This window comes from Streptomyces sp. NPDC006655, from assembly GCF_040703965.1.
In the GTDB taxonomy this organism is placed as follows: Bacteria; Actinomycetota; Actinomycetes; order Streptomycetales; family Streptomycetaceae; genus Streptomyces.
In genome coordinates, this window is record NZ_JBEYJU010000036.1 from 16,740 (window position 1) to 40,713 (window position 23,974).

At 62.0% G+C, this 23,974-nt stretch carries 27 protein-coding genes and 1 tRNA gene; 27 read left to right on the plus strand and 1 reads right to left on the minus strand.

From position 1 onward, the window contains the following. Window positions 1-156 precede the first annotated feature (156 nt). The gene (locus AB0958_RS21755) at window positions 157-399 is read right to left on the minus strand and encodes an endonuclease domain-containing protein (RefSeq protein ID WP_366892163.1); all 243 of its coding nucleotides are present in this window, start codon (window positions 397-399) and stop codon (window positions 157-159) included. A 548-nt stretch (window positions 400-947) separates the two neighbouring features. On the opposite strand from AB0958_RS21755, the gene AB0958_RS21760 reads away from it, so the two are divergent. The 27 genes from AB0958_RS21760 (at window position 948) to AB0958_RS21890 (ending at window position 23,868) form a co-directional block, all read left to right on the plus strand. After that, a tRNA-Asn gene (locus AB0958_RS21760) sits at window positions 948-1,020 on the plus strand. A 153-nt stretch (window positions 1,021-1,173) separates the two neighbouring features. Continuing rightward, window positions 1,174-1,548 carry a hypothetical protein gene (locus AB0958_RS21765; protein WP_366892098.1) on the plus strand — a complete coding sequence of 125 codons (375 nt, stop codon included), beginning with the start codon at window positions 1,174-1,176 and terminating at the stop codon, window positions 1,546-1,548. 457 nt (window positions 1,549-2,005) lie between these two features. After that, complete coding sequence (locus tag AB0958_RS21770; RefSeq protein ID WP_366892099.1) at window positions 2,006-2,188, plus strand: HNH endonuclease; 183 nt, start codon at window positions 2,006-2,008, stop codon at window positions 2,186-2,188. Window positions 2,189-2,602: 414 nt separating this feature from the next. Beyond that, entirely contained in the window at window positions 2,603-2,920 is a 318-nt protein-coding gene (locus tag AB0958_RS21775; RefSeq protein ID WP_366892100.1) for an HNH endonuclease, read from the plus strand. Next, window positions 2,886-3,350 (plus strand): phage terminase small subunit P27 family, encoded by a 465-nt coding sequence (locus AB0958_RS21780; RefSeq protein WP_366892101.1) that lies wholly within the window; start codon window positions 2,886-2,888, stop codon window positions 3,348-3,350. The genes AB0958_RS21775 and AB0958_RS21780 overlap by 35 nt, the downstream gene beginning before the upstream one ends. A 24-nt stretch (window positions 3,351-3,374) precedes the next feature. Further along, entirely contained in the window at window positions 3,375-4,889 is a 1,515-nt protein-coding gene (locus tag AB0958_RS21785; RefSeq protein WP_366892102.1) for a terminase large subunit, read from the plus strand. Between the two features lie 288 nt (window positions 4,890-5,177). Then, window positions 5,178-6,308: a phage portal protein gene (locus AB0958_RS21790; RefSeq protein WP_366892103.1), complete on the plus strand. Its 1,131-nt coding sequence runs from the start codon at window positions 5,178-5,180 to the stop codon at window positions 6,306-6,308. After that, on the plus strand, window positions 6,308-7,021 hold the full coding sequence (locus tag AB0958_RS21795) for an HK97 family phage prohead protease (protein WP_366892104.1): 714 nt from the start codon (window positions 6,308-6,310) through the stop codon (window positions 7,019-7,021). Before AB0958_RS21790 ends, AB0958_RS21795 begins: the two co-directional genes overlap by 1 nt. Window positions 7,022-7,170: 149 nt before the next feature. Next, the gene (locus AB0958_RS21800; RefSeq protein ID WP_366892105.1) at window positions 7,171-8,505 is read left to right on the plus strand and encodes a phage major capsid protein; all 1,335 of its coding nucleotides are present in this window, start codon (window positions 7,171-7,173) and stop codon (window positions 8,503-8,505) included. Between the two features lie 71 nt (window positions 8,506-8,576). Next, the gene (locus AB0958_RS21805) at window positions 8,577-8,819 is read left to right on the plus strand and encodes a hypothetical protein (RefSeq protein ID WP_366892106.1); all 243 of its coding nucleotides are present in this window, start codon (window positions 8,577-8,579) and stop codon (window positions 8,817-8,819) included. An 8-nt stretch (window positions 8,820-8,827) separates the two neighbouring features. Then, window positions 8,828-9,706, plus strand: a complete 879-nt coding sequence (locus AB0958_RS21810; RefSeq protein ID WP_366892107.1) for a head-tail connector protein — start codon at window positions 8,828-8,830, stop codon at window positions 9,704-9,706. After that, window positions 9,703-10,170, plus strand: a complete 468-nt coding sequence (locus AB0958_RS21815; protein ID WP_366892108.1) for a hypothetical protein — start codon at window positions 9,703-9,705, stop codon at window positions 10,168-10,170. The genes AB0958_RS21810 and AB0958_RS21815 overlap by 4 nt, the downstream gene beginning before the upstream one ends. Window positions 10,171-10,387: 217 nt before the next feature. Continuing rightward, window positions 10,388-11,353: a phage tail tube protein gene (locus AB0958_RS21820; protein WP_366892109.1), complete on the plus strand. Its 966-nt coding sequence runs from the start codon at window positions 10,388-10,390 to the stop codon at window positions 11,351-11,353. After that, entirely contained in the window at window positions 11,353-11,784 is a 432-nt protein-coding gene (locus tag AB0958_RS21825) for a hypothetical protein (protein ID WP_366892110.1), read from the plus strand. Before AB0958_RS21820 ends, AB0958_RS21825 begins: the two co-directional genes overlap by 1 nt. A 204-nt stretch (window positions 11,785-11,988) precedes the next feature. Next, the gene (locus AB0958_RS21830; protein ID WP_366892111.1) at window positions 11,989-12,483 is read left to right on the plus strand and encodes a hypothetical protein; all 495 of its coding nucleotides are present in this window, start codon (window positions 11,989-11,991) and stop codon (window positions 12,481-12,483) included. Between the two features lie 8 nt (window positions 12,484-12,491). Further along, a complete protein-coding gene (locus tag AB0958_RS21835; protein WP_366892112.1) occupies window positions 12,492-15,701 on the plus strand; it encodes a phage tail tape measure protein in 3,210 nt (1,069 codons plus the stop codon). Window positions 15,702-15,755: 54 nt separating this feature from the next. After that, window positions 15,756-18,281 (plus strand): hypothetical protein, encoded by a 2,526-nt coding sequence (locus AB0958_RS21840; protein ID WP_366892113.1) that lies wholly within the window; start codon window positions 15,756-15,758, stop codon window positions 18,279-18,281. 38 nt (window positions 18,282-18,319) lie between these two features. Further along, window positions 18,320-18,826 carry a hypothetical protein gene (locus AB0958_RS21845; RefSeq protein ID WP_366892115.1) on the plus strand — a complete coding sequence of 169 codons (507 nt, stop codon included), beginning with the start codon at window positions 18,320-18,322 and terminating at the stop codon, window positions 18,824-18,826. 9 nt (window positions 18,827-18,835) lie between these two features. Continuing rightward, window positions 18,836-19,084, plus strand: coding sequence for a hypothetical protein (locus AB0958_RS21850; protein WP_366892116.1), 249 nt, complete (start codon window positions 18,836-18,838; stop codon window positions 19,082-19,084). Window positions 19,085-19,096: 12 nt separating this feature from the next. After that, a complete protein-coding gene (locus AB0958_RS21855) occupies window positions 19,097-19,789 on the plus strand; it encodes a GH25 family lysozyme (RefSeq protein WP_366892117.1) in 693 nt (230 codons plus the stop codon). 321 nt (window positions 19,790-20,110) lie between these two features. Then, a complete protein-coding gene (locus AB0958_RS21860) occupies window positions 20,111-20,446 on the plus strand; it encodes a hypothetical protein (protein ID WP_366892118.1) in 336 nt (111 codons plus the stop codon). 95 nt (window positions 20,447-20,541) lie between these two features. Then, complete coding sequence (locus AB0958_RS21865; protein WP_366892119.1) at window positions 20,542-21,060, plus strand: hypothetical protein; 519 nt, start codon at window positions 20,542-20,544, stop codon at window positions 21,058-21,060. 199 nt (window positions 21,061-21,259) lie between these two features. Continuing rightward, window positions 21,260-21,484: a hypothetical protein gene (locus AB0958_RS21870; RefSeq protein ID WP_366892120.1), complete on the plus strand. Its 225-nt coding sequence runs from the start codon at window positions 21,260-21,262 to the stop codon at window positions 21,482-21,484. A gap of 110 nt (window positions 21,485-21,594) precedes the next feature. Further along, on the plus strand, window positions 21,595-22,938 hold the full coding sequence (locus AB0958_RS21875; protein WP_366892121.1) for a hypothetical protein: 1,344 nt from the start codon (window positions 21,595-21,597) through the stop codon (window positions 22,936-22,938). Between the two features lie 59 nt (window positions 22,939-22,997). Then, window positions 22,998-23,345: a hypothetical protein gene (locus AB0958_RS21880; protein ID WP_366892122.1), complete on the plus strand. Its 348-nt coding sequence runs from the start codon at window positions 22,998-23,000 to the stop codon at window positions 23,343-23,345. Beyond that, window positions 23,342-23,521: a hypothetical protein gene (locus AB0958_RS21885; protein WP_366892123.1), complete on the plus strand. Its 180-nt coding sequence runs from the start codon at window positions 23,342-23,344 to the stop codon at window positions 23,519-23,521. The genes AB0958_RS21880 and AB0958_RS21885 overlap by 4 nt, the downstream gene beginning before the upstream one ends. Then, the gene (locus AB0958_RS21890) at window positions 23,518-23,868 is read left to right on the plus strand and encodes a hypothetical protein (RefSeq protein ID WP_366892124.1); all 351 of its coding nucleotides are present in this window, start codon (window positions 23,518-23,520) and stop codon (window positions 23,866-23,868) included. Before AB0958_RS21885 ends, AB0958_RS21890 begins: the two co-directional genes overlap by 4 nt. The last annotated feature ends 106 nt before the right edge of the window (window positions 23,869-23,974 follow it).

Sequence of the window (23,974 nt, forward strand, 5' to 3'; positions counted from 1 at the left end):
TAACTTTGTCACGGCCGGTGGTGCTTCGCTAGACAGCGCAAGGGGCTGAGCTGCGGTTTTCCCTTGGTCGTGGTGTTTGAGTATCTATCTTGGTAACACATATAGAAACTCTATAGGGAATGCAGTTTCAACCCCTCAAACTCCACTCGCACCACCTCAGCGCTGTCGAGTCAGGAAGTCCACCGCCCGACGTAGCAAGACAGGGGAGTGCCGGAACTTGCCCAACGCTGAAACACAGCTTGAGCACACGGTGCCATAGAAAGTCCGCGAATCCTTGTCGCCGTACGGCACGTTCGGGAGTTGCGCCGTGGCTTCCGCCAAGCAGATTTCACAGGGCAGCGTGCGCGCTTCTTCGTACTGATCAAGCGTCAGGCCCAGGTGACCGGCCCGAGTGCGCATTTTTCGCCGTGCTACCCAGGTTGGATCGTTTAGCGCGCGCTGTGCTTCCGCCTGATTCTTCCGTTTCGTTTCGCACGACCGACACCGTTTGTCAAGCGTTCCGGGCCTTTTCTCGCTGAATTCGCTTTCCGGCTTGAGTTCGCCGCATGCGTTACATGTGATCACGCTCACAGTTTAGCAGAGTGGGTAAATTTACCCGGCTAATGTCAGCACGGCAGGAACCGCTAGCGGTCTAGTGGGATCAGCGAGGGGATGCCGCGCACCCTACCCGGCCTCTTACGGCCCTTGGCGGTCTGTGCCCCCTCGACTACCGGCCGGACGGCTCCGCTCCCTCTCTCCCGAGTGTTGAGCGTCCGGCCCTACGGCGCATAGCTCAGCGGTAGAGCACCGGACAGGGGTCCGGAGGTCACAGGTTCAATTCCTGGGGCGTCGACGCTGGTGTATTCGCGGGCAGGCCCTGACCGGTCAGAGATGCGAATCACCATGGGTGAAACCGGCGCAAACTGGCGTGCCAGTCACACGCAAAGTGCGCGGCGAGTAGCCCTCAATGACGCGTAGCTCAATTGGCAGAGCAACGGGCCGTTAACCCGTGTGTTGCTGGTTCGACTCCAGCCGTGTCAGCCGAGTAAATTTACCCACTGCCCGGAGGTTGCTTTGAAGACTAAGCCTCAGCCGGGCGATTTTGGCCTTTGCCGGATATCCGGCCTCACTGGTCGCGCTGTTTCGATTGGTCAGCGGCTCATAGGTAGCGGAAGCTACTACACGCACGCTTTCGTGTATGTCGGCAACGGGGAAATCATCCAGGCGGAACCGGGCGGAGCGCGGCGTGCATTCCTCGCTGAGGCGCTGGGAGACCGCAAGCGCGTTGCCTATTCGGATCTCGATCTGACGCCACTTCAGCGGAGCAACATTGTGCGTGCGGCCACCCGTTATATCGGCACTCCGTACTCATACCTTGACTACCTCGCAATCGCTGAGGCGCGAATAGCGCGCATTGATTCGCTTGAGGAATTCGTGGGCGAAACCCACCACATGATCTGTTCTCAGCTTGTCGCGCAGTCCTATGCCGATGCTGGGGTGAACCTGTTTCCGAATCGCGTTGCTGGCGACGTTGCCCCTGGCGATTTGGCCCGGCTGATTGGGGCATGATGCCTTCCTGCGGATCTTGCGGCAGCACTGCCCTGGTGGTGTGGAATCGGCGCCCTACGGCGGATGAGCTTGCGGCTATCCCTGCGGAGCATGGTGGCGAAAGCGCTACGGCGGCCAACACGCTGGTTCCCGTATATGCGTGCGGCTCCCATGCCATTTCCGCTGAGCTTGGTGCTCTGACCCATGGTGCGCTGTGTAGTGGTCCTGCTAGTGCAGCACTGCCTAACTGTGATTGCACACCCGAGCCCCTGCCCGAGCCTGAGCCGGAGCCCGCTGGCGTACTGCCGGAAGGTTGGTAGCCGTGCCTCGCCGTCCGTGCCTGGTATGTAAGCGGCTCACCGCTAACGCATCGCGCTGTGATGTGTGCCAGGCACAGTACCTAGCCCAGCGTGAGCGCCAGCGTGGCAGTGCACACAGCAGGGGCTACACCAGTAGGTACAGAACAGTAGCTAGGGCAGTGCTGGCAGAGCACAGGGCTAGTCATGGTGATTACTGCCCAGGGTGGGGAGTTCCCGCGCATGCCTCGCAGGATCTCACTGTTGACCATGTCGTTCCCTTGGCCGCTGGTGGCACCCATGACCGGGCCAACCTCCGTGTGCTGTGCCGAGGCTGCAATGCACGTAAGCGTGACAGGCAGTAGCCGCTATCGCTGTGCATAACCATGCAGTCCCCTGGCCTGGTTCTTGCATATGTATGCCGGGGGGGCGGGGTCAATCTCTGACCTGCGGCTTTACGGGGACCCGGCCCCCATGGCCCCAAACATTTCCGAGGGTTAGAGGGGTGGGGGGTCTTGGTCGAGTTTTGCGCACATTGCCGCATAAATATGCAACCTAGCGCCCACGCTCACCGTAAATACTGCTCAGATCGTTGTCAGCGTAACGCAGCTAAAAAGCGACGGAACGTAGTCAAGCGTTCGGCGGAGCAATCGGCCCGGCTTGCTGAGTGGTCCAGTGCGCGACCTGTTGCCCTGTGCCCTGAGTGTGACGCTGAGTACCTGTTGCCCCCGCCAAACCAGCGCGGAAGACGCCCGCTGTTCTGCTCACGGAAATGCCAAATGGCTGCCCTTGACCGTGGCCGTACGCGTGATGGTGGGTACAAGAAACGCGCTGAGAAATTCGGCGTTCGGTACACGGCATTTCCGCGTGAGTGGGTATTCGAGCGGGACGGCTGGATATGCGGGCTGTGTGATAAGCCGGTAGACCGGCACCTGGCCTACCCGGCGCCAATGAGCGCAAGCCTTGACCACGTCATTCCGCTGTCTAGGGGCGGCCACCATGAGCCGGAAAATGTCCAATGCTCGCACCTGACCTGTAACGTGCGGAAGGGGGCCCGTGTAGATGCCCGGTCCACCCCCCAAGCCGTTGGAGCGTAAGCGCAAGCTAGGGAACCCCGGTAAGCAGACGCTACCCGCGCTTGCCGACACCCAAGCCGTGGCGCCCGTTGGCGAGGCCGCACCCGCTCATCTCGGCGAGGCTGGCCAGGAAATGTACCGGCGCATTGTCTCCGGCGCTGCGTGGCTCGCTGAGACCGATAAGCCAACGCTGGAATTGCTCTGCGAAAAGGTCGACCGGCGTGAGCAGATGAAAGCTCAGCTAGCGCGCAGCGAACTGGTGCTTTTCACAGACAAAATGTACGCGTACCCCAACCCGCTGGTCGGCATGCTCTCCACCATCGAAACGGAGATTGCGAAGCTCTTCAGCGCGCTGGGGCTCACTCCCACAGACCGCACACGCATGGGGCTCGCGGAAGTCAAGGCGCGCAACGCGTTTGAGGACTTCCTGGCCAAGCAAGCGTCCCGGTAGTGGGTAAATTTACCCGGAGGCAGCATGGCTAGGCCCTATCTGCTGACCCCGGTCTCTGCCGCCGACATCAAGCGTGGCGACGGAGCGCAGTTCGTGACGTTCAGCGAGTCGTTCTTGCGGGTCACCAAGGACTCTGTGGGCGGCTCCTCCGGCACGCTGTTGAAGTTCCGGCCGTGGCAGCGCGATACGTTCGGCCGTCTGCTGGCCCGGCGCCCGGATGGCAGATACAAGCATCGGCAGGCGCTCATCGGCATGCCACGAAAGAATGGCAAATCCGCCGTTGGCGCGGCAGTAGCCATTTACGGACTTGTCTCCGGCCCCAAGGGTGGCGAGGTTTATTCCATCGCTGCCGACAAGGAACAGGCCCGGATCGTTTTCGGCACAGCGAAGAAAATGATTGAGATGGCGCCAGAGATGGCGAACAGTTTCAACGTTTATCGCGACGCCATCGAACTTCCGGCTACCGGCTCGGTCTATCGCGTGCTGTCGGCGGAAGCCTTCACCAAGGAAGGCTTGAACCCTCACCTGACCATCGCTGACGAAGTCCACGCGCAGCCTACCCGAGAGCTGTGGGACGTTATGTCGCTGGCCTCAGGCGCGCGGGTCGAACCGATGATGGTGGGTATCACCACCGCTGGTGTGAAGAGCGATTCGACCGGTGGCGACTCGCTGTGCTACGGCATGTATCAGTACGGCGAACGTGTCATTCGGGGCGAGATTGAAGACCCTGCGTTCTACCTTGAGTGGTGGGGAGCGCCGGAAGGTGCCGACCACCGGGACCCGGCAGTGTGGGCAGCCGCTAACCCCGGTTTCAACGACATTGTCAGCGAGGAAGATTTCCATTCCTCGGTTCTGCGCACACCTGAGGCGGAGTACCGCACTAAGCGACTTAATCAGTGGGTGAGCACAGCTCAAGCCTGGTTGCCCGCTGGTGCTTGGGACGACTGCCAGACCGGCGGAGCCATCCCGGATGGCACTGAGGTTGTCTTGGGGTTCGATGGCTCGTTCAACAACGACTCCACAGCGCTAGTGGTCGTTTCCTGCCCACAGGGCGAGGACGACAAGCCGCACGTGGACGTGGTCGCCGCTTGGGAAAAGCCGACGGACGCCGACAACGGCTGGTCGGTCGACATTTTCAGCGTCGAGGAAGAGATCCGTAAGGCGTGCCGTCGCTGGCAGGTCCGTGAGATCGTTTGTGACCCTTTCCGCTGGGCGCGCACGTATCAGATCCTCGAATCCGAGGGGCTTCCGATTGTGGAGTTCCCTCAGTCGCCCTCGCGCATGGTTCCGGCAACTCAGCGGTTCTATGAGTCCGTGATGAACAAGACGCTGACGCATTCTGGTGACCCGCGCTTGGCGCGCCACCTGTCTAACTGTGTGCTTCGCACTGACTCGCGCGGCTCACGCCTCAGCAAGGATGCCAAGGGGTCACCTCGCAAGATTGACCTCGCCGTCAGCGCGGTAATGGCGCTGGAACGTGCCTGCCAGGAACCGGAAACCGTACCCGTGCCCCAATTCTTTTCGTGGGCTGACCTTTAGGGGGAAACCCGTGAGAAAGCTAGCGGGGAAGTTGTCCCGTTCGCTCGCTGCCAATGTGCTGGGTCTCGTCGGTGCTGGTGTGCTGGTTGACGCTGCATGGCGCTGGAGTGCTACGGCAGGTCTGGCAGCGCTGGGCGCGCTTATCCTGGTGGTGGGTTGGGCGGTTGATGAGTAATGGGTGTGTTCTCACGCGCTGAAAAGCGCTTCTACGCGCCATCCGGTGCGGGTGACCCCTGGACCATCCCCTCGAACGGCTCGCTTGCTGCCTATACGGCCTCAGGCGTCCCCGTGACGGACGAAACCGCCATGCAGCTACTCGCGGTGGCCGCGTGCGTTCGTCTGCTCTCAGACGCCGTCTCAGGGCTCCCGTTCGACGCGGTACGCGCCAAGGGTGAGATCCGGGAAACGATCGAACCGGCACCGGCCATCATCGCTGACCCGTTCGGCGGCACCGCTACGGCTGGTTTGCCGACACGGCGCCAAGGCTTCGTTCAGATGATGGTGAGCTTGCTGCTGCGCGGCAATGCCTACTGTCTTGTGCTGTCGCGCGACAGCTATGGGCGCCCCCAGCGGCTCCGCGTGCTTCACCCTGACCGGGTCGACTGCACCTTTGATGCCTACGGCCAGCGGGTATACAAGATTGACCGCAAGCCGCTCGAATCGGTCAACGACATGGTCCACATCATGGGTATGTCAATGCCTGAGTCGCCCACCGGCATGAGCGTGATCTCATACGCGCGACAGTCGATTGGCCTCGGGCTGGCCGCTGAAGAGTTCGGTGCCCGCTTCTTCGGCGAGGGCGCGCACATGACTGGCGTCGTGGAAATCGACGCTGACCTTGACGTGAACCGCGCTCGGCAGATCAAGGAGAATTTCACTGCCTCGCACGCTGGGCTGAAGAACTCCCACACGGTGGGTGTCCTCTCCGGTGGCGCCAAGTGGAAGCCAATTAGCGTGTCCCCGGAAGATGCGCAATTCCTGGGTACCCGCGCGGCACAGAATCTCGACATAGCCATGCTGTTTGGCATCCCGCCTCACATGCTGGGCCAAGTCGACAAGACAACGTCGTGGGGCACCGGCATTGAGCAACAGGGTCTTGGCTTCCTCGCCTACACGCTGAGTGCATGGCTTGGACGTTTCGAAGATGCGTGGTCGGCCATGCTGCCCAAGCCACAGACGGCACGGTTCAACGCTGACGCGCTGTTGCGCACGGATACGGCGGGGCGCTACGCGGTTTATACGGCTGCCCGGAGTACCGGAATCATGACCGTTAACGAAATCCGCGCCCTTGAGAACTATGCGCCGATTGATGGCGGCGACGATATCGCCATGCCGCTGAATTCGTCCGCACCAAAAATGAAGGACAACGAAGCGTCGCCGTCTCCGGCCAAGTCTGACGCGTTGGGAGCTGTGCTCTGATGAGCGATTTTACGAGCCGCGCAGACCGGCGCAACGTACGTGAGAACCGATTCCGACCTATCGACGGTTGTGAGATCCGCGAAGTTGGCAACGGGAACCTTCGGTTTACCGGGTATGCCAGCGTCACGGAAACCCCGTACGAAATGCAGGATTGGCTTGGCGACTACACAGAGGTTGTCCGTCGGGGCGCGTTCAGTAAGACGCTCGCTGAGGGCGCTGACGTCCCGTTCAAGTTGAACCACGACGGCATGACGCTGGCGCGCACCAAGTCGGGCACTATGCGGCTCTCCGAGGACTCCACGGGGCTTCACGTGGAAGCTGACCTAGACCCGAACAACGGGCAGGTTCGCGACATTCGCAGCGCTATGGAGCGGGGTGACCTTGATGAGATGAGCTTTGCGTTTCGGGTCACTCGTCAGGAGTGGTCGCCCGACTACACACAGCGCGATATCACTGAAGTCAACATGAATAAGGGCGACGTCAGCATTGTCAACTACGGCGCGAATCCTCACACGGCGGGGCTTACCTCGCTGCGGAGCGCGCTGAGTGACGGCACCCTGGACCGTGAACGGCTGGCGGAACTGATCCGCTCCGTGCCCGACCTCGCCGACATGCTTGCCGACCGACCGGCTGATGCCGCGCCGGAGGCCGAGCCTAAGCGCAGCGATGACCTTTCGCTGTATGAGGCGCGTCTGCGCCGCTTGAACCTCTGAGTTGCCGGGTAAATTTACCCGCTTCTCCGCCTGCCCGGCATCACGCCGGAGCCTACGCCGGACCCTAAGCAACACAGGGCACCACCTAGGCCACCACCTGACTTTGCGGTGGGCGATTCCCCAAAGAATCGAACCTAGAAGGGTCCCTAATGGACAAGCGTGCACTTATTGCTGAACTGGTCGCCAAGCGTTCCGCTGAGCGTGACAAGCTTGACGGCATTCTCTCTGAGGCCCGAGGCGCCGATAGCGCGCTGACCGATGAGCAGCGTTCTGCTTTCGATGCTGGTGAGGCTGAGATCCGCGCCCTTGATGAGCGCATTGCGGAGCTTGACGCCCAGGTTCGCGCGGATGAGGCTGCGGCGGAGATGGCCAAGCGCTACGCGCCGAAGCCCGGTGACGGTGTCAAGTCTGAGCCGGAGATTTACCGGTCCGGCCTCGGCGGTCAGTCGTATTTCCGTGACATGTGGAATGCGCGCCAGAACGGCGACCGTGACGCCATGGACCGACTTCAGCGCAACAACCGGGGTCGGCAGGCTGAGGCGCGTGCGCTGACTACGGTCAACGGCGCTGGCGGTGAGTTCGTGCCCCCGATCTGGCTTGAGAAGGAGTTCGTCCGTCTCGCGCGACCGGCCCGGATTACCGGCAACCTGGTTCCGACTCAGGCGCTTCCGGCCGGTACCGACTCGATCAACATTCCGAAGGTGCAGACCGGTACTGCCGTGGCCGTTCAGGGCACGCAGAACACTGCCGTTCAGCAGACGGACCTTACGACCGGCTCGATTTCGTCCAGCGTGACGACCATTGCCGGTGGCCAGACTGTTTCGCTTCAGCTCATCGAACAGTCGCCGCTGAACGTTGACGACATTATCTTGGGCGACCTTGCTGCGGCCTACGCTCAGCAGTACAACACCCTGATTCTGTCCGGTTCCGGCTCCGGTGGTAACCCGACCGGTATTTTCACCCTGTCGGGCACCAACGCTGTCACGACCAGCGCGGCCACTATCACGGGTATCTACGGCGCTATCGCCAACGGCATCCAGCAGGTTCACACGAACCGCTTCCTTCCGCCGGATACCATCATCATGCACCCGCGTCGCTGGGCCGCTCTGCTGGCCGCTGTCGACTCGTCCGGCCGTCCTCTGGTGGTCCCGAACGCCAACCAGCCGATGAACGCGCTTGGTACTGACGCTGGCGTCGTTTCTCAGGGCTACGTCGGCACCATTCAGGGTCTGCCGGTTTACGTGGACGCGCTCATTCCGACCAACGTGGGCGCCGGTACGAACCAGGACCGCATCATTGTTGCCCGTCTGGCCGACCTGATGGCGTGGGAGGGCAACGTCAAGGCGGAAGCCTTCCCGCAGACCTACGCGAACCAGCTGTCTGTGTTCGTCCGTCTGTACAACTACATGAGCTTCCAGCCCGCGCGTTACCCCAAGTCGATTTCGGTTATCGACGGTACTGCGCTGGTTCCGCCGACCTTCTAAGCGGACCCTAGGCCGGGGGAGGGTGGGTAAATTTACCCGCCTTCCCCGGCCCCCTTGGCTGAGAGGAATTCATGAATCCCATCAATTACGCGCGCGGTCTCGTGGACGAATTCGAGGGCACGCAGCGATCCGGCGACAAGGAACGCGAGGCACTGGTGCGCGAGTCACTCACCTGGGTCGCTGGCGAACTGGACAAGGTAAACCCCGATTCGCTGCGCGATGAGCTGCGCGAAATGTACGAGAGCGCCAAGCAGGGCGTAGCCGATGCTCTGGCCACCAAGCCAAAGCGGGCCAGCGCTAAGACTGCTGAGTAGGTGAGGGCATGTCGCTGATTTACTACGTCGGGCAAGACGTACCGCTAAAGGTCACGCCGACCGATGACAGCGGCAATGCCCTCACGGGTCTCCAGGGCGTCTCTGTGGCCGTCACAGACCCTTCCGGCTCCGCCAGTGCCCCAGCGGTCTCCGGACCCGTCAGCGGGGCGTACACGGCCGTTGTGAGCGGCGTGAGCGTGCCTGGTGTGTGGCTGGTTCGCTGGAGTGCAACCGGCTGGTCGTACGAGACTCAGTTCCAGGTGCGCACCATGGGCGCCGAACAGTTGGTTGACCTCGCTGGCGTCAAGGCTCACCTGAACATCCCGTCCAACGACACTCGGCAGGATGACGAACTTCAGGGATTCATCCTCGCTGCTGGCGAGATTGCCCGGAACCACTGTGGTCCGTTCATCCCGGAAACGCATACCCAGTGGTTCGATGGCGGACGTAGCCGGATCATGCCGGATTTCACGCCGATATCCAGCGTGCTCAGCGCGACGGAGTATTACGGTCTGAGTGCCTTTCCGCTGACAGAGCAGCCGCTTGGTGGCCAGACGGACGCGTTCGCGTTCACGGTCGACTACAGCACGGGGGAGATCACCCGGCGCACGATGGGTGGCGAGGCTGCCACATTCGCGTACGGGTCCAAGAACATCAAGGTTGTCTATACGGCCGGTCGCGCTGGCGCTGTGCCCTGGACTGTTCGGCTTGGCGTTCTCGAACTGATCCGGCACCTGTGGCAGATGACCCAACAGGGTGGTGGACGGCCGAAGTTCAACGCCGGAGCCTATGACGGGGGCGAGGCCATCGTGCCGACCGGCTTTGCCATTCCGAGCCGTGTGCTTGAGCTGTGGCAGCCGTTCTACAGAGGGCCCGGTATCGCATGAGCATCCCGCAGAGCACAGCACCAGCGGTACGCCAGTGGCTTTATGACCAGTGCACAGCGGGGCTTGCACCGGATCCGGTGAACACCCGTGCCTCGCTGCTGGTCGTGTTCGACGCTCCGGGGCCCAACGAACCAGACGACATCGTGGCCATTGGCCGTGTCCGCCGACAGCTACAGGCGGGGGCCATGGTCGGGGGCGGGGGTCCCGGCTTCCTGGACGAGCATTACACCGTAGAAATTGTGGTGGACGTGTTCAGAGGAAGCGATAGCGGTCAAGTGGCTTACACACGGGCTATGGACTTGGCCAACTCCGTGATCGCAATTGTGCGGACGGATCTCACACTCGGCGGAAACGTCATCAAGTCGCAGCCCAAGGGTGATGACGCGGAAGTTGAGTGGGACAGCGAGCACGGCGGGAAGCGCGCTTGCGTCACTGTCGAAATCGAATGCGTCACGAGGATATGATGCCTGACTTCACATACAGCGGCTCTGATGAGCGCTACTACCCGTCACTCTCGCTGAGCGTTGCTCCGGGCGACACCGTGACGCTTGATTCTGACCCTGGGGACGGCCGGTTCACTCCGCTGGTGGGTAAATTTACCCCCTCCGCCCCGGCTGTCTCCGTTCCCGAGCCGGTGGCCGACGCGCCGGTTTCCACTGACTCCCCGGAGGTTGGCGCGTAATGCCTAAGGCAACTCAGCTCAGTTTTCTCGGAATTGCCAAGGAAACCACGCCGGGCACTCCCGTTGCGTCTACTCAGTTCATCCCGGTCACGCAGATCACCCCCAAGGACAGTCTGACCCTCCTGGACGACAAGGGTTATCGGGGCGCTCTGGTCGACGTTTACGATCAGGTGGCCGGTCCACTGTCCGGGACGCTGGACTTTGACGGCGACGTGTACCCGGACACCATCGGGTTCCCGCTCGCTGGTGTGCTGGCGGACGTGGTCACTTCCGGCGCCTCTGCCCCGTACACGCACGTGTTTTCCGTGCTCAACACCGGTAACGGGCAGCCGACTTCCTACACGCTGAATGATCAGTACGTGGCCGGTAACCGGCAGTATCCCGGTGCCAAGTTCAGCGAGGTTGGTTTCAAGTTCACCGCTGATGGCCTGCTGACCTACTCGGCCAAGACAACCACCTTTGGCAGCGTCGCGGCCACGGCTCCAACGGCCTCTTGGACGTCCGTTCCGCCCATGGTGGGCTGGCAGGGTGTCGCGCAGATTGCTGGCGTGACTCAGGCCGGAGTCATTGACGGCGAGGTGACCATCAAGCGTCCCGTGACCGTTATCAACTCGGTCGACGGTACTCAGGCGCCCGTTCAGCTCTGGTCTGGTCCGGTGTCTGTCGATGGTAAGGCCACGCTGATCATGGAAGACGACACGGCGCTTACGCAGTACCTCACGACTGCCAAGCCGTCCGTCGATTTCAACTTCTCTGCTGGTGCTGGTGCTTCCGCCGTTCAGCTCAAGTTCCACATGTCCAAGTGCTCTCTGAGCGCCGCTGACATCACCCGTGGCAAGGACTACATCGAAATCCCGATTACGTTCACTGCCCTCGCAAACACCACTGACGTAGGCGCGTCTGGCGGGTATTCGCCGATCAAGGTGACCGTTCAGAATGCCGTGACTTCCGGGACGTACAAGTAATGCAGCGAATTAACCTCCCCTCCGGCGCTACCGCAGATCTGCGCGATGTTGCTGACGTCACTGAGCGCGGGCGGCGACCCATCAAGCGAATTCAGACCCGGCTTGCTGGCCTTCCGGCGTTCGTCAACGCTGTTGAGGAAGCGCAGTCACAGGCCGATGGTGTCGACCTCACCCCGGACCAGCAGTTGAAGATTGCGGCCGGTATGGGCGAGGCATTCGACCTCCTTGAGGACCTGAACGACGCGCTTGTTGCTGCCCTGGTGGCCGGTTGGTCGTATGGCTTCGGCGTAAGCGCGGATGCCTGCCAGGATCTTCCCGGCCGGGACCTTGACGCGCTGCGAACGGCGGTAGCCCCGTACCTCGCCCAGCTCAACCCCGACTTTGACCCGTCCCCGGCTGCCGATTCCCCTACCGAAGCCTCCGTCGCCTAACGGAGGCTCTTTCATCCAAGGGCGGAAGCACCTACTCGGCGGATGAACTCCCCAGCGAGGAATACCGGACGTGGCGGCTTTGCACGCTGCTGCACTGTCGCCCGTCTGAGCTGGACGCCGAATCCGCCGTAGAACTTGACTGGTTGCTGGCCGTAGACGACGCCGTTGAGCGCGCCCGGAACATCATCAGCGAAAGGGCGGCCAATGGGTGAGTTTGGTGCAGTAGTCAAGGGTGTCAAGGAAGTCAGCGCCAAGCTGGGCGAAATGCAAGTCGCCTCTAACGAGGGGACACGCGTGGCGCTGCGTAAGGCAACTTCCTATACGCGGTCGCGCATCAAGGGCGGTATGCGTGGCCGCCCTCGCTGGGCACATAAGGGGCCGGATAAGGCAACCGGCGCACCTGGATTCAACATTCACCGGGCACCCGACCACGTCAAGCGTACCGGCGGACCCGGTGTGCTTACAGGTGACCTTCAACGATCCATCCGGACCAGCCGCAAGCCACGCCCTGAGGGTGTCGGCAAGTGGTCGCAGGTGGTCATGTCCGGCGGTAAGGGCGGCTATCAGAACCGCTACAAAGCAAAAATCGAGGGCGAATACCCGTTTTTCAAGCCGGGTGTCGATAAGGCGACCCCCAAGGTTCGCGAATTCTTCGTGGGTGCTTGGGCGGCGGCCACCAATGGCAAGAGAGGCGGGTAAATTTACCCATGGGTGCACTCCCTCCTGTCTTTATCGAATTTCTCGGCTCCGCTACCGGCTTTATGGCCACGGCCAAGGGTGTCAAGACTGAGCTTGCGACCGTTGAGGCCGAAGGTGGCGGAAACATGCGCCGAATGGGCGGTGTGGCGAAAGCCGCGCTGCTTGGTATCGGCGTAGCCGCTGGTGTCGCTGCCGTGAAAACCGTTCACATGGCGGCTGACTTCCAGACTCAGATGACTCGCGTGCGTACCGGCGCTGGCGAGGCCGCCAAGAACATGGGCCTAGTGTCCAATGGCGTTCTGAACATGGCCGGGCGAGTCGGCGAGTCGACCAAGGATCTGACCGCCGGTCTGTACATGGTGGAGTCGGCCGGTTTTCACGGCTCTGCCGCGCTCAAGGTGCTGGAGACTTCGGCCATGGGTGCCAAGGTCGGTGCCGCTGATCTGGCCACGGTGACCGACGCTGTCACGACAGCGATGAACGCGTACAAGCTCGGCGCCAGCGACACAACCACCGTTATGAACGCGTTGGTTGGCACTGAGGCTGAGGGCAAGACGAACCTTGAGGCGCTGGCCGGTTCTATGTCCGGCATCCTGCCGGTTGCTGCCGCCGCGCACGTGAAGCTGAATGAAGTCTTGGGCGCCATGGCCACCATGACGTCACAGGGTACCGACGCGCGCGTATCCGCCACGTACCTCCGTCAGACGATTGGTCAGCTCTCCAATCCGTCGGCAAAAGCTGCGGCCACTATGAAGGGGCTTGGGCTAGACGCCAACAAGGTCTCCCACGAGCTTGGCACCAAGGGTCTGGCCGCGACGCTGAACACGCTTACGGACGCCATCAAGAGCAAGATGGGTCCCGGCGGGGACGTCCTCATTAAGACCCTGCAAAAGGCTTCCAAGAGCAGCAAGGACTTTGAGGGAGCGCTCAATAAGGCGAGTGGATCAAAGAAGACATACATTGGCGCGCTGGCCACCATGGTTGGCGGCACGAAGTCAATGATGGGCGCACTTCAGCTTACGGGCCCGCACATGTCTACGTTTCAGAAGAACGTCGACGGAATCAGCAAGCACGTTAAGGACGGCGGAAAGCATGTCGAGGGTTGGGCGGACGTTCAGCAGACGTTCAATCAGCGCATGGCCGAATTCAAGGGCACGGCCGAGGCCATCGGTATCCGAATAGGCAATAACCTGCTACCGGCAGCAACCAAGCTTTTCGGCGTCCTCACCCAGGGACTCATGTTCCTTGCCTCGCACTCCGTATACCTCAAGGTGTTCGGTGTGCTGCTGGGTGGCGTGACACTCGGCCTCGCTGCTGCCTCGCTGGCGTCGTGGTCCTTCACTGACTCACTGCTGGCCAACCCGATAACTTGGGTGGTCGCCGGAATCATCGCGCTTATCGCCGGTTTGACGCTCTTGATCGTGCACTGGAAGCAAGTGTGGGGCTGGATCAAGACGAACATTCCGGCCGTGGCTCACGCGTTCAAGGCAACTTGGGATGCGACGCTGCGCGGATTTCATGCCACCTGGGCATTCACGGTCAAGGCTGTTCAGGCGCTAGTGAAGTGGTTCAACGCCAATGTGCTCACGTGGCTCAAGGCACGGATGAAGGACTTCAGCGGCTGGTGGAAGTCTCACAGTACGGAGATCAAGGAAACTTGGGCTCTGCTGTGGGCAAGCATCAAGACTGAGGCCAAGATTGCTTGGGCATTCCTGTCTGCCGGTTTTGAGGTTCTCAAGGGTTCACTCAAGCTTTCTTGGGATCTGATCTCCGGCATAGTGAAAACGGCCTGGGCGATTATCTCCGGCGCCGTGACCACCGGAATGCACGAAATCCTGAATATCGTCGCTGTCGTCATGGACGTCCTTACCGGCCACTGGGGCAAGGCTTGGCAGGATCTGAAGAAGCTTGCTTCTCAGGCATTCCATGACACCGTGAGTGCCATTCAGAGCATCACGAGTAGCTTCGGCTCGCTACTGACCAGCGCTGGCGCGGACCTTATCCGGGGTCTCATTAACGGCATCGGCAGTATGGGCGGTGCCGTCGGTAAGGCCATCAGCGACATCGCACACGGTGTCGTGAGTACGGCCAAGTCGATTCTTGGCATTAAGTCGCCGTCGCGCGTGTTCCGGCAGATTGGTATCTGGGTCAATGAGGGTCTGATCCAGGGTCTTACCGGTTCGACCAGTCGCGTTGAGAGCGCCATCAAGAGCACGCTCACCAAGCTCATGAACGCGTACAACGCAGTCGCCGACCAAAAGGGCCGGAAGGGTGTCAGTAACCGTTGGGTGGCGCAGCATGAGGCAGCGATCAAGCACCTTGAGACCTACGTCCGCAAGGAAGGTGCGCAGCTTGACAAGCTGGCCAAGCAGCGTGACAGCGTCGCCAAGCGGCTTAAGTCGGCCCAAGCCAACCTGAAGAACCTGCAAAAGGAATGGGCCGACGAGCGAAACAACATCGCTAGCGGCATCATGCAGGGGACGTCAATCGTCATGCAGCCCCAGGACGATGGCGCGGCTATTACAGCCGGGGACGTCCTTGCCAACATGCAGGATCAGGCGGCCAAGGCGCTCAAGTTCAGCAACGAGCTTGCGGCGCTGAAGAAAAAGGGTCTGCGCGCTGATCTCATCGAGCAGATTGCGGCGGCTGGTGTTGACCAGGGAGGCGCTACGGCGGATGCCCTGATGTCGGCGAATTCCGCGCAGATTGCTCAGCTCAACACCACGCAGAAGAGCCTCAAGGCTTCCGCGAACTCCACGGGCGCTGTGGTCGCAGACGCCATGTATAAGGCTGGTATCGACTCCGCCAAGGGTCTTATCAAGGGACTTCAGTCCAAGGAAAAGGCCATTGAAAAGCAAATGGAGAAGATCGGAAAGGCCATGGCCAAGGCCATTAAGCGTGAGCTAGGGATTCGCTCTCCCTCGCGCGTGTTCCACGAGATTGGTGCGTGGATTCCGGCCGGTCTGGTCAACGGTGTGGATAGCGGCATGTCTGCTGTGCAGCGAGCGGCTAAGCGCATGTCTGCGGCTCTCATAGCAGGCGCTAGCACTCCGGAGCTTGGTAGCTCAGGCACCGGAACCACCAGCGTGGTACACGCCGTTCACATTGAGGTTCACGGGTCCGTTCACAGCGATCGTGACCTTAGGGACGTCGTGCAATCGGAAATGCTCCGCTACGGCGCGCGCAACTCCGTGACCTATCAGCAGTTCAGGCGCTAGACAGGTGGGGGAGGGTGGGTAAATTTACCCGCCCTCCCTTGCTGTGAGGTGAGTATGGCTACCAACCCCAACTATCCGGTCATCCAAGAGCTGTGGGGGCCCGCGTGGACTGCCCAGGGGGGTAGCTTCCCGTCCACGCTGACAGTGAACCTCATAGACCGGACGCTGTCTCAGGCCAACGCGCGACGGGGCAAACAGTACGAACTTGATCAGCCGCAGAGTGGTGAGTATCAGATCACCCTTGGCTCACAGGATGGCGTACTGGACCCAACGAACTCCGGCGGTCCGTACGCATCGCGCATCCTGCCCTATCAGCCGTACCGGCGCCGTGCCCAGTGGCCGCCGACGGCGAACATGCTTGACCCGTGGATAGCCACCGGGGGCGAGGGTACAGCGGCCGGGCCCATTCCGGCATCGTGGGGCATCCTGTCTTCCACGGACGCCAGCAACGGCAGCATTGCGGTTCCCTCCGGCAGCCTGACGGCCTACCAAGGTACGAACACCTTCCGTTTCGCTGTGCCGTCCGGCAAAGCCACTAACTCTCGAATCGCGTATTTCGATGGACTGTCCATACGACCGGGCGCCACCTACACCGTTTCGTTCAAGGTCCGATGCATCACGGACTCTGTAAACCCCAACGTCGGTGCGCTGATTGGCTTTTGTGACGCGACGGCGGCCAATTTCACGTGGACATACGGTTCTACGCCGGTTCTCACGGGAAGTTCCACGGTCAACGGCTGGACCACCGTGAGCGTCACGGCTACCGCCCCGACCACCGGCAACGTGTACGGCATGCGGATTGGACTCCGCCTCGGCGCTGCGGCTCCGGGTGCGTGCACGATCGAGACGGATGCTTGGCAACTGGAATACGCGTCCAGCGCAAGCACTTGGGTGAGCCCCGGCACGTGGTACCCGCTGTTTACCGGCTTTACTGAGCGCTGGCCTACCCAGTGGGCGGACGGCGGCACGTACGGGCAGGTTTCGCCGACGGCCGTTGACGCATTCGCGCTGCTTTCGCAGGTGGCGCTCAAGGAGATTTTCCTTGAGGAAATTCAGTCGCATAATCCGCGTTTCTGCTATGCGCTGGCCGATGCGTCCGGATCTACCTCGTTCGCCGATTCAACCGGCAACTTCCCTGCGGCTCCCCTGACGTATGCCAAGGCGGGTACGGGTAACTGGACGTCGGGTAACTCGATCACGTCTGCCAGTGCTAGCGGGGGAGTGGCCGGGTCTACTGGGACCGTTGTCACGGCGGGCCCGCTGAGTCCTGGTACGAGTGCCCCCGCTCCCGCAACGGTGCTTGACCTTACTGGCGCCACCGTGAAGGGACCGGCCACGACGGCATGGACGCGCATGCTCGCTTTCCGTACTGGGACCCTGCCACCGGACGGCATGACCCTGTGGGAGACGCGAACCAGCCCAGGGACCGACACGTCTTTTGATGGACATTGCCGGATCACCATTGGCAACGATGGATGGCTTCGGATCTTGGCTAACACGCGGAATACCGATGCTTCTTTCGGCAGTCAGGTACTCAAGAATTCGTCTGTGGCCGATGGTAATTGGCACTTGCTTGTGTTCGGTTTCGATGGCACGAACATGCGCTATTCCATGGACGGAGTCACGTCTACGACGACTTGGTCATCTCAGCCGACGCTCAGTAATCCAGTTGACGTGATCGGTGCTACATGGTTCCCGACCACCAAGGTTGCGAACGACGTATTCAAGGGCGACCTAGCGTTTGTCACCGAATTCCCCTCTCTGCTGTCGGCAACCGACATGGGTGCCCTTTACACAGCGTGGCGAACGGCGGCCGTCGGCGAGTCTTCAGCAGCGCGATACGCGCGAATTCTCCGCTACTCGGGATATACCGGTGCCAGCAGCATTGGGACCGGCCTCACCACGTCCATGGGCCCGGCAACTGACATCGGCGGCACTGACGTCATGTCCGCGCTGAATGCCGTCGTTGAAACCGAGAACGGTGAGCACTTCGTAGCCGCCGACGGCACGGTCACCTTCCGGGGGCGCAATGCGCGCTACAACGCGCTGACTCCGGCGCTGACATTCGGCGACGGACCGGGGGAGCTGCCCTTTGAGGATCTGCAACTCGATTTCGACAGTACGCACTTGGCGAACGTGGCGACTATCACGCAGACCACGACCGGCACGGCTTTCGTGGCGCAGGACAGCGCAAGCATTGCGGCGTACTACGAACGGAACATGACGCGGAGCCTCAACACCACCAGCGCTACCGAGTGCCAGGATGCCGCCGACTACCTCGTGAGCCGGTACAAGCAACCGCTGACGCGCGTCCAGAGCATCAAGCTTCACCCTTCGGCGGCTACCTCTCTGTGGCCGTCTCTGCTGGCGCTTGAGCTTGGTACGCGGGTGCGCATCAATCGCCGTCCGCCGGGTGCCCCAACGGTCACTGTCGACTGTTTCGTTGAGCAGATCACTTGGGACCAGGACAGCAACAACGAGGCATGGGTCACTTTGCAGTGCAGCCCTATCGACCCTGTCACCTACGCGCAGTTCTCCGACACCCTGCCGCAGTTCGATCAGGCATCCTTTGCGTACTAGTGAGGAAGTAAGGCATGGCCACAATCCCTACTCCGTCCATGGCAACGACCGGCGGCATTCTCTCGGCCTCGCTGTGGAATTCGACGGTTTACAACGGCCTGAACTTCCTGCTGAGCCCCGTGGCGTTCAAGGGCTATTCGACCGTGTCTCAGAACTTGGCGAGTAGCACCACGTCGACCGTGCTGAATCTCGACACGGAGCTTATCGACACCGACGGAGCGCACAGCACCACGACGAACACCAGCCGGTTCACGTGCCAGACGGCTGGTTGGTACTACATAACCGGCTCCGTGTGTTTCGCCACGAACTCCAGCGGCACGCGCACGCTGAACATCTTTCTGAACGGGGCCGGAGTAGTCGGGGCGGCCAACCAGGTGGCCCCGTCGGCATCCAACGGCACTTCGGTGCTCAGCAGCACGTTCGTTCAGCTCAACGTGGGCGATTACGTGGAACTTGCGGCGTGGCAGAACTCCGGCTCGTCGCTGGGTACGTCCACCAGCACAGCTATCGCGACCACCATGTGCGTGTATCGCGTGTCCAACTAAGGGGGACCCATGCAGGAACTCAACAACATCAACTACTCGATTACGGCAGCCGACGGGAACGGCAACGTGATCATGTACCTACAGTTCACCTCTGACGGTGGCATGACGGATGACGCTGTGCTGGCGCTGGTCACCAACCTGCGTAACTTCGCTTGGCCGTCGGCAATGGAGCCGGTAGGCGTGTCCGCGAATCGCGTCGCCTCAACCGCCGAAGTCACACAGTTCGGCGTGAACACCAATCCGCCTGTCTTCAGCTAAGGAGTTCGGCACATGGCAGTTCTCGGCGTAGACGTTTCCGGCTATCAGACGGCGACGTTCGACACCAAGGGACTGGCGTTCGTGTTCGTCAAGGCGACCGAGGCCACTTCCTACGTAAACCCGCGCTACCACGCCCAGGTGGCTCACGCACGCGCTGCGGGGCTGGTCGTGGGGCATTATCACTTCGGCCGGAACGGGGGAGCGGCTGAGGCCGATTACTTCCTTTCCAAGGTCGAACTGCACAGCGGCGATATCCTCGCGTTCGACTGGGAGACCTCCGGCGTGAGTCAGGCTGAGCGGGATGCGTTCGTGTCTCGCGTCAAGGCCAAGGCGCCCGGTCACAAGGTGGTTCTGTACTGCAACGTGGACTACTGGCGCACGCGCGACAGCGACAACGGTGGACCGGCGGATGGCCTCTGGATCGCTGACCCGAACCGCCCCGCTGGCAAGCCGGGTATCAAGCACGCGTGGGTTATCCATCAGTATTCGTGGGCGGGCGGCATTGACCGCAACGTGGCGAATTTCAAGAGTGCTGCGGCGCTCCGTGCTTGGGCGCTGCCTCCGGCGCCTCCGACTAAGGTCCGGCCGGTCGGCAACAAGCCTCCGGTCAAGGTGCCTCCGGCGCCCCCGGCCACGCCGACGCTCGATCAGCGCGTGTCCACCCTTGAGGCTGAAGTCAAGGCACTTCAGGCCAAGGTGCGGTAATGGACGGAGCGCAGGTTACGCCGGGCGCATGGTGGGCCATGGCAGCGGTATTCACCTCTGTCGTCACCACCGGTCCGGCGTACCTCGCTGCCAGACGTAGCCGTGGCGCTGCCCGCGAGGAAGGGGCACAGACACGTGACGCCATCAGCGAGGCTATCGGCAGCCTGAATGGCCGACTTGACGAACTCCGTAACGACGTAGGTGAAGTTCGGGACTGGCAAGCGGCACACACGACCGACCATGCGATTGCGGCTATCCGGCAGACGGATCCGCATCCGGGCAGACGGCGGATGGAATTCCGCAGAGATCAGGAGAGTTAAAATGCAGCCCATTTCCGGCAAGGTCAAGGCAGCGAGCGCGGCGGCTTCCGTGTCGACCGTTATTACCGGCATTCTCGCGCCCCACATCTTCCCCCACACCATGGCCAGCGACGTTCGCGGACTTGTCGAGGGTGGCGTAACCGGCCTGGTGACGTTCGCGTTCGGGTGGCTTGCCAAGCACGGGGTCGATGGCGAGGCACTGGTGGCCGACGCTGAGGCCGTTGCCAGCGACCTTGGGGTGCCCTTCACGGCGCTCAGCGAGGCCCCTGAGGCTCTGGCGGCTGATCCGGCTCCGCCTGCCCCGGCGGCTTCCCCCGAGGCTCCCAGCGTGGCGTAGGAATCGTTTGCCCTCCTAGATAGCTACCGGCTACCTAGGAGGGCATTTTGTTTGGTATCGCGCTGTGTGGTAAGGCACGCTCCGGCAAGGACACCGTGGCAGCACGCTTGGTCGCGGAGCACGGCTATACGCGGCTGGCTTTCGCCGACCCGCTCAAGGAAATGGCGCTGTCCGTGGATCCGCTGATTCCGACCGAATGGAACGGCGGGGGATACGCGCACGTCCGGCTGTCCAGTCTCGTGCAGAGCCTCGGGTGGGATTACGCCAAGGCCAAGTACCCGGAGGTTCGCCGCGTGCTTCAGCACATAGGCCAGACGGTTCGGACCCTGGACCCTGGTTTCTGGATTCGTGCGCTGCTGGAGCGCTCAGTCAAGGCCGACGGCCCGATTGTCGTGACTGACATGAGGTACGAAAACGAATATCTGACACTTGAGCGCGCTGGCCTGATTCCCGTCCGCGTGAGTCGCCCTGGTGCTGGCCTGAGTGGAGCCGCCGGAACGCATGACAGCGAGACAGCCCTAGATGACTTCACGTTCACTGAGGGCATCCTCAATGACGGCTCCCTGGATCTGCTGTACGCGCGCACGGATGCGCTGATCACCCGGCTTGGCTAGTTCTTCCCTGCCCCCTGTTGCTGGCGCATTCGCGCTGGTGGCAGGGGGTTTGTCGTGTCCGGCTCCGGCGGCTGCCGGGTAAATTTACCCACCTGGGTAGACAGCGGGTCTCCGCCCGTGCCATCCTGGTGCCTCGCCGGACGGACCGGCCGGAAGAGAGGGATAAGTGCCACGCCATCCAGACACTTGGTTCGGTCGAATGGCCACACTCGGCGGACTGGGACGTTTCGGCAGGGATTTTGCCTGCACGTTTTCGATCAAGATTCGCGGCGGACGGGAAGATGGGCGATGGGTCAAGGTGCCGCTGACCATCTCTGAGGCTGAAAACATCGGGCGCAACCTGCTGGAAGCCGCCCAGAAGATGCGAGACTACCAAGAGAGTGGCCAGCAAGGGCCCTACTGGGTCGGTTGGCCGGAAGAGTAGGAAGCACTTGCGGTCTAGTGGGTAAATTTACCCACCGAGCTTGTAACGGGGCGGCCACACTGGTAAGGTCGCCCCGTACCTAAGAACGACGACAGACAAGGGGCGGGGAAATGGAAGAGCGCAACGAGCTTCACGAGTGGCTGAACGCCAAGCCGTCGCGCTCTTTCTGCAAGGTCAGCACCAAGGGCGGGGCCCACCTCAGCAGGGGCAACGACGAAACCCTGTGCGGTCGCCTGATGTTCAGCGACAAGGGCGCCCGGTACATCAGCAGCGTAGACGCGTCGGAACTGAACATCTGCGCGTCATGCTGGAAGATCATGCAAAAGGAAATGGGAGAGATCATGGCAGCGAAGAACGCTCAGGCCGAAACCGTCGAGATTGACGAGTCGCTGGCGGATGCGCTGGGTGACAGCGTGGAAGCCGCAGACCCGAACCTGGTCACCTGCGATCAGGTTGTCTCCAACATCGAGCGGGCCCGGTCGCTGGCGGAAGCAGAGAACACGGAAGGCTTGGCGGAACTGGCCAAGGAAACCGAAGATCTGATCTCCAGCCTCCCGTCCAGGGGCAAGGTGCCTGGGGACTTGGACGGGCAGAGCTGGACCCAGCTCAAGAAAAAGTTCCGGGATGGCTTCCGGGAGGCCGCTCAGGCTCAGCCCAAGCCGGAGCCGGAGCCGTCCAAGGCTGTGGCCAAGCGCGCGCCCAAGGCTGAGGCCGTCCTGCCCGACTACAGCAAGTTCGAGGGCGTAGCGGAGCGTGTGGACGCCGCTGTGGGCATCATGCACGATGGTGCCAAGCTCACGGTGAAGGTGGCCCAGACGGCACGGCAGGCGGCTGAGATGTTCCTTGACGGCCAGCGCCGCATCATCCGCCCCGACGGCCTGCCGGACCTCACCACGACCACGCCCGAGGCTCTCCAGGCGCGCAAGGACATGATCACCACGACCAAGGCCAAGCTCGCTGATGAAGGTGGCGACGCGGAGCACGCGGCCAAGCTGGTCGACAAGTTCTGGACGTCGGTCAAGAACCAGATGTCTGACGTGCGAATCCAGATGGTCCGCGCGCTGGACGACTCGCCCGAGGAATTCGCCGAGCACTTCGCGAAGATCGCTGAGCTGAAGCCGGAGCTTGCCGAACTCAAGCCGTCGGAACAGGTTTTCAAGTTCTACGACATCGCAACCAAGTCCAAGCGCGAACTGATGGCGGAGCGCAACGCCGAAAAGGCGGCCAAGCTCAAGGAACTTGAGGCCAAGGCCAGCGAGGGCGACGAGACGGCGGCTGAGGCCGTTGAGGAGCTGAAGACTGAAACGGTCGCCCAGCGGGTGGCCACCAAGTTCCAGGCGGGCGACAAGCAGATCCGTGAGGCGCTCAAGGCGGCTAAGGAACTCAGCGACGATGACAAGCAGGCGCTCAAGGCCAAGATCATGGAACTGGTTGCGCTGGCGAGTGAGCTGTAGGCCGTAGGCAGGGTGGGGCCCGGTGGCAACGCTGGGCCCCTTTCCCGTGAGGGGGAGTGATGGCACGACGAACCGGCGGTAAGCGTCCGTACCCGGCCGAGGTGACCGGCCACGGTACAGACGGATGGGCCGGGCTAGCCCCGTTCGTGATCCTGTACGCAGAGATCACAGACGGCCCGGACGTAGGGCGCCCGGTCAAGATCAAGATGAGCGAGGCGGACGCGCTCAAGTGGGCGGGCGGTCTGGTAGCCATGGCCGGAATCCTGGCCAAGCGGGACGGCCGGGAAGCGCCCCGGCTGGAAGTGGTCGGCGGACCGGAGCCGGAGCCTGAGGCGGAGCCGGAGCCGTACAAGCCTGCCGGACGGCTGGCGGAACTGCTGGGACTGACTGAGGGAGACAGCAAGTGAGCAGCGAAACCCGGACGGCGAAGTGCGCGCGCTGCAAGCGTGACGTGCCGGTGGTGCGAACCAGAGACAAGGATGGCGCGCGCGTGTGCTCTCCGGATCATGGCGCCAACTACAGCGAGTGCATGACGCTGTGGATGGCGCTGCATGCCGCGTACCGGCCTGAGGGGGAGTCGTGAGCAACGAACCTGAGACCCTGCCGGACGACCACACGCGCGAGTTGACGCTGTCGCTTACCGTGGCAGAGTTCCGGGAGGTCATGCGGTCGGTCGCGTACCGCTCCGCAGGGCTGGCCGACAGTGACCCGCTGGTGGCGTTGCTGGACGGCGCACAGGAAAAGATCGGAGCCGCTTGGGTGACTGCCGACCCGGAGCATCCCGCGAGTGGTCCGCTGGCGCTGTGCACCCGCTGTCGGCGACACGTCGCGGAAGGTCTGACCCGTAAGACTGTCTCCGGCGCCGTGGTGTGCAGCCCTGACAACCCGACTAGTTACGACGAGTGCCAGCGCGTCTATAACGGCGTCTAGCCGCCCGCGTAGCGCCCTCTCAGCCCCGTTGGGTCCCTCCGGCCCGGCGGGGCTTTCTCATGCCCTCAGCGGGGCGTACAGAGCCTCAGCGCCCGGAGCCGTGGCG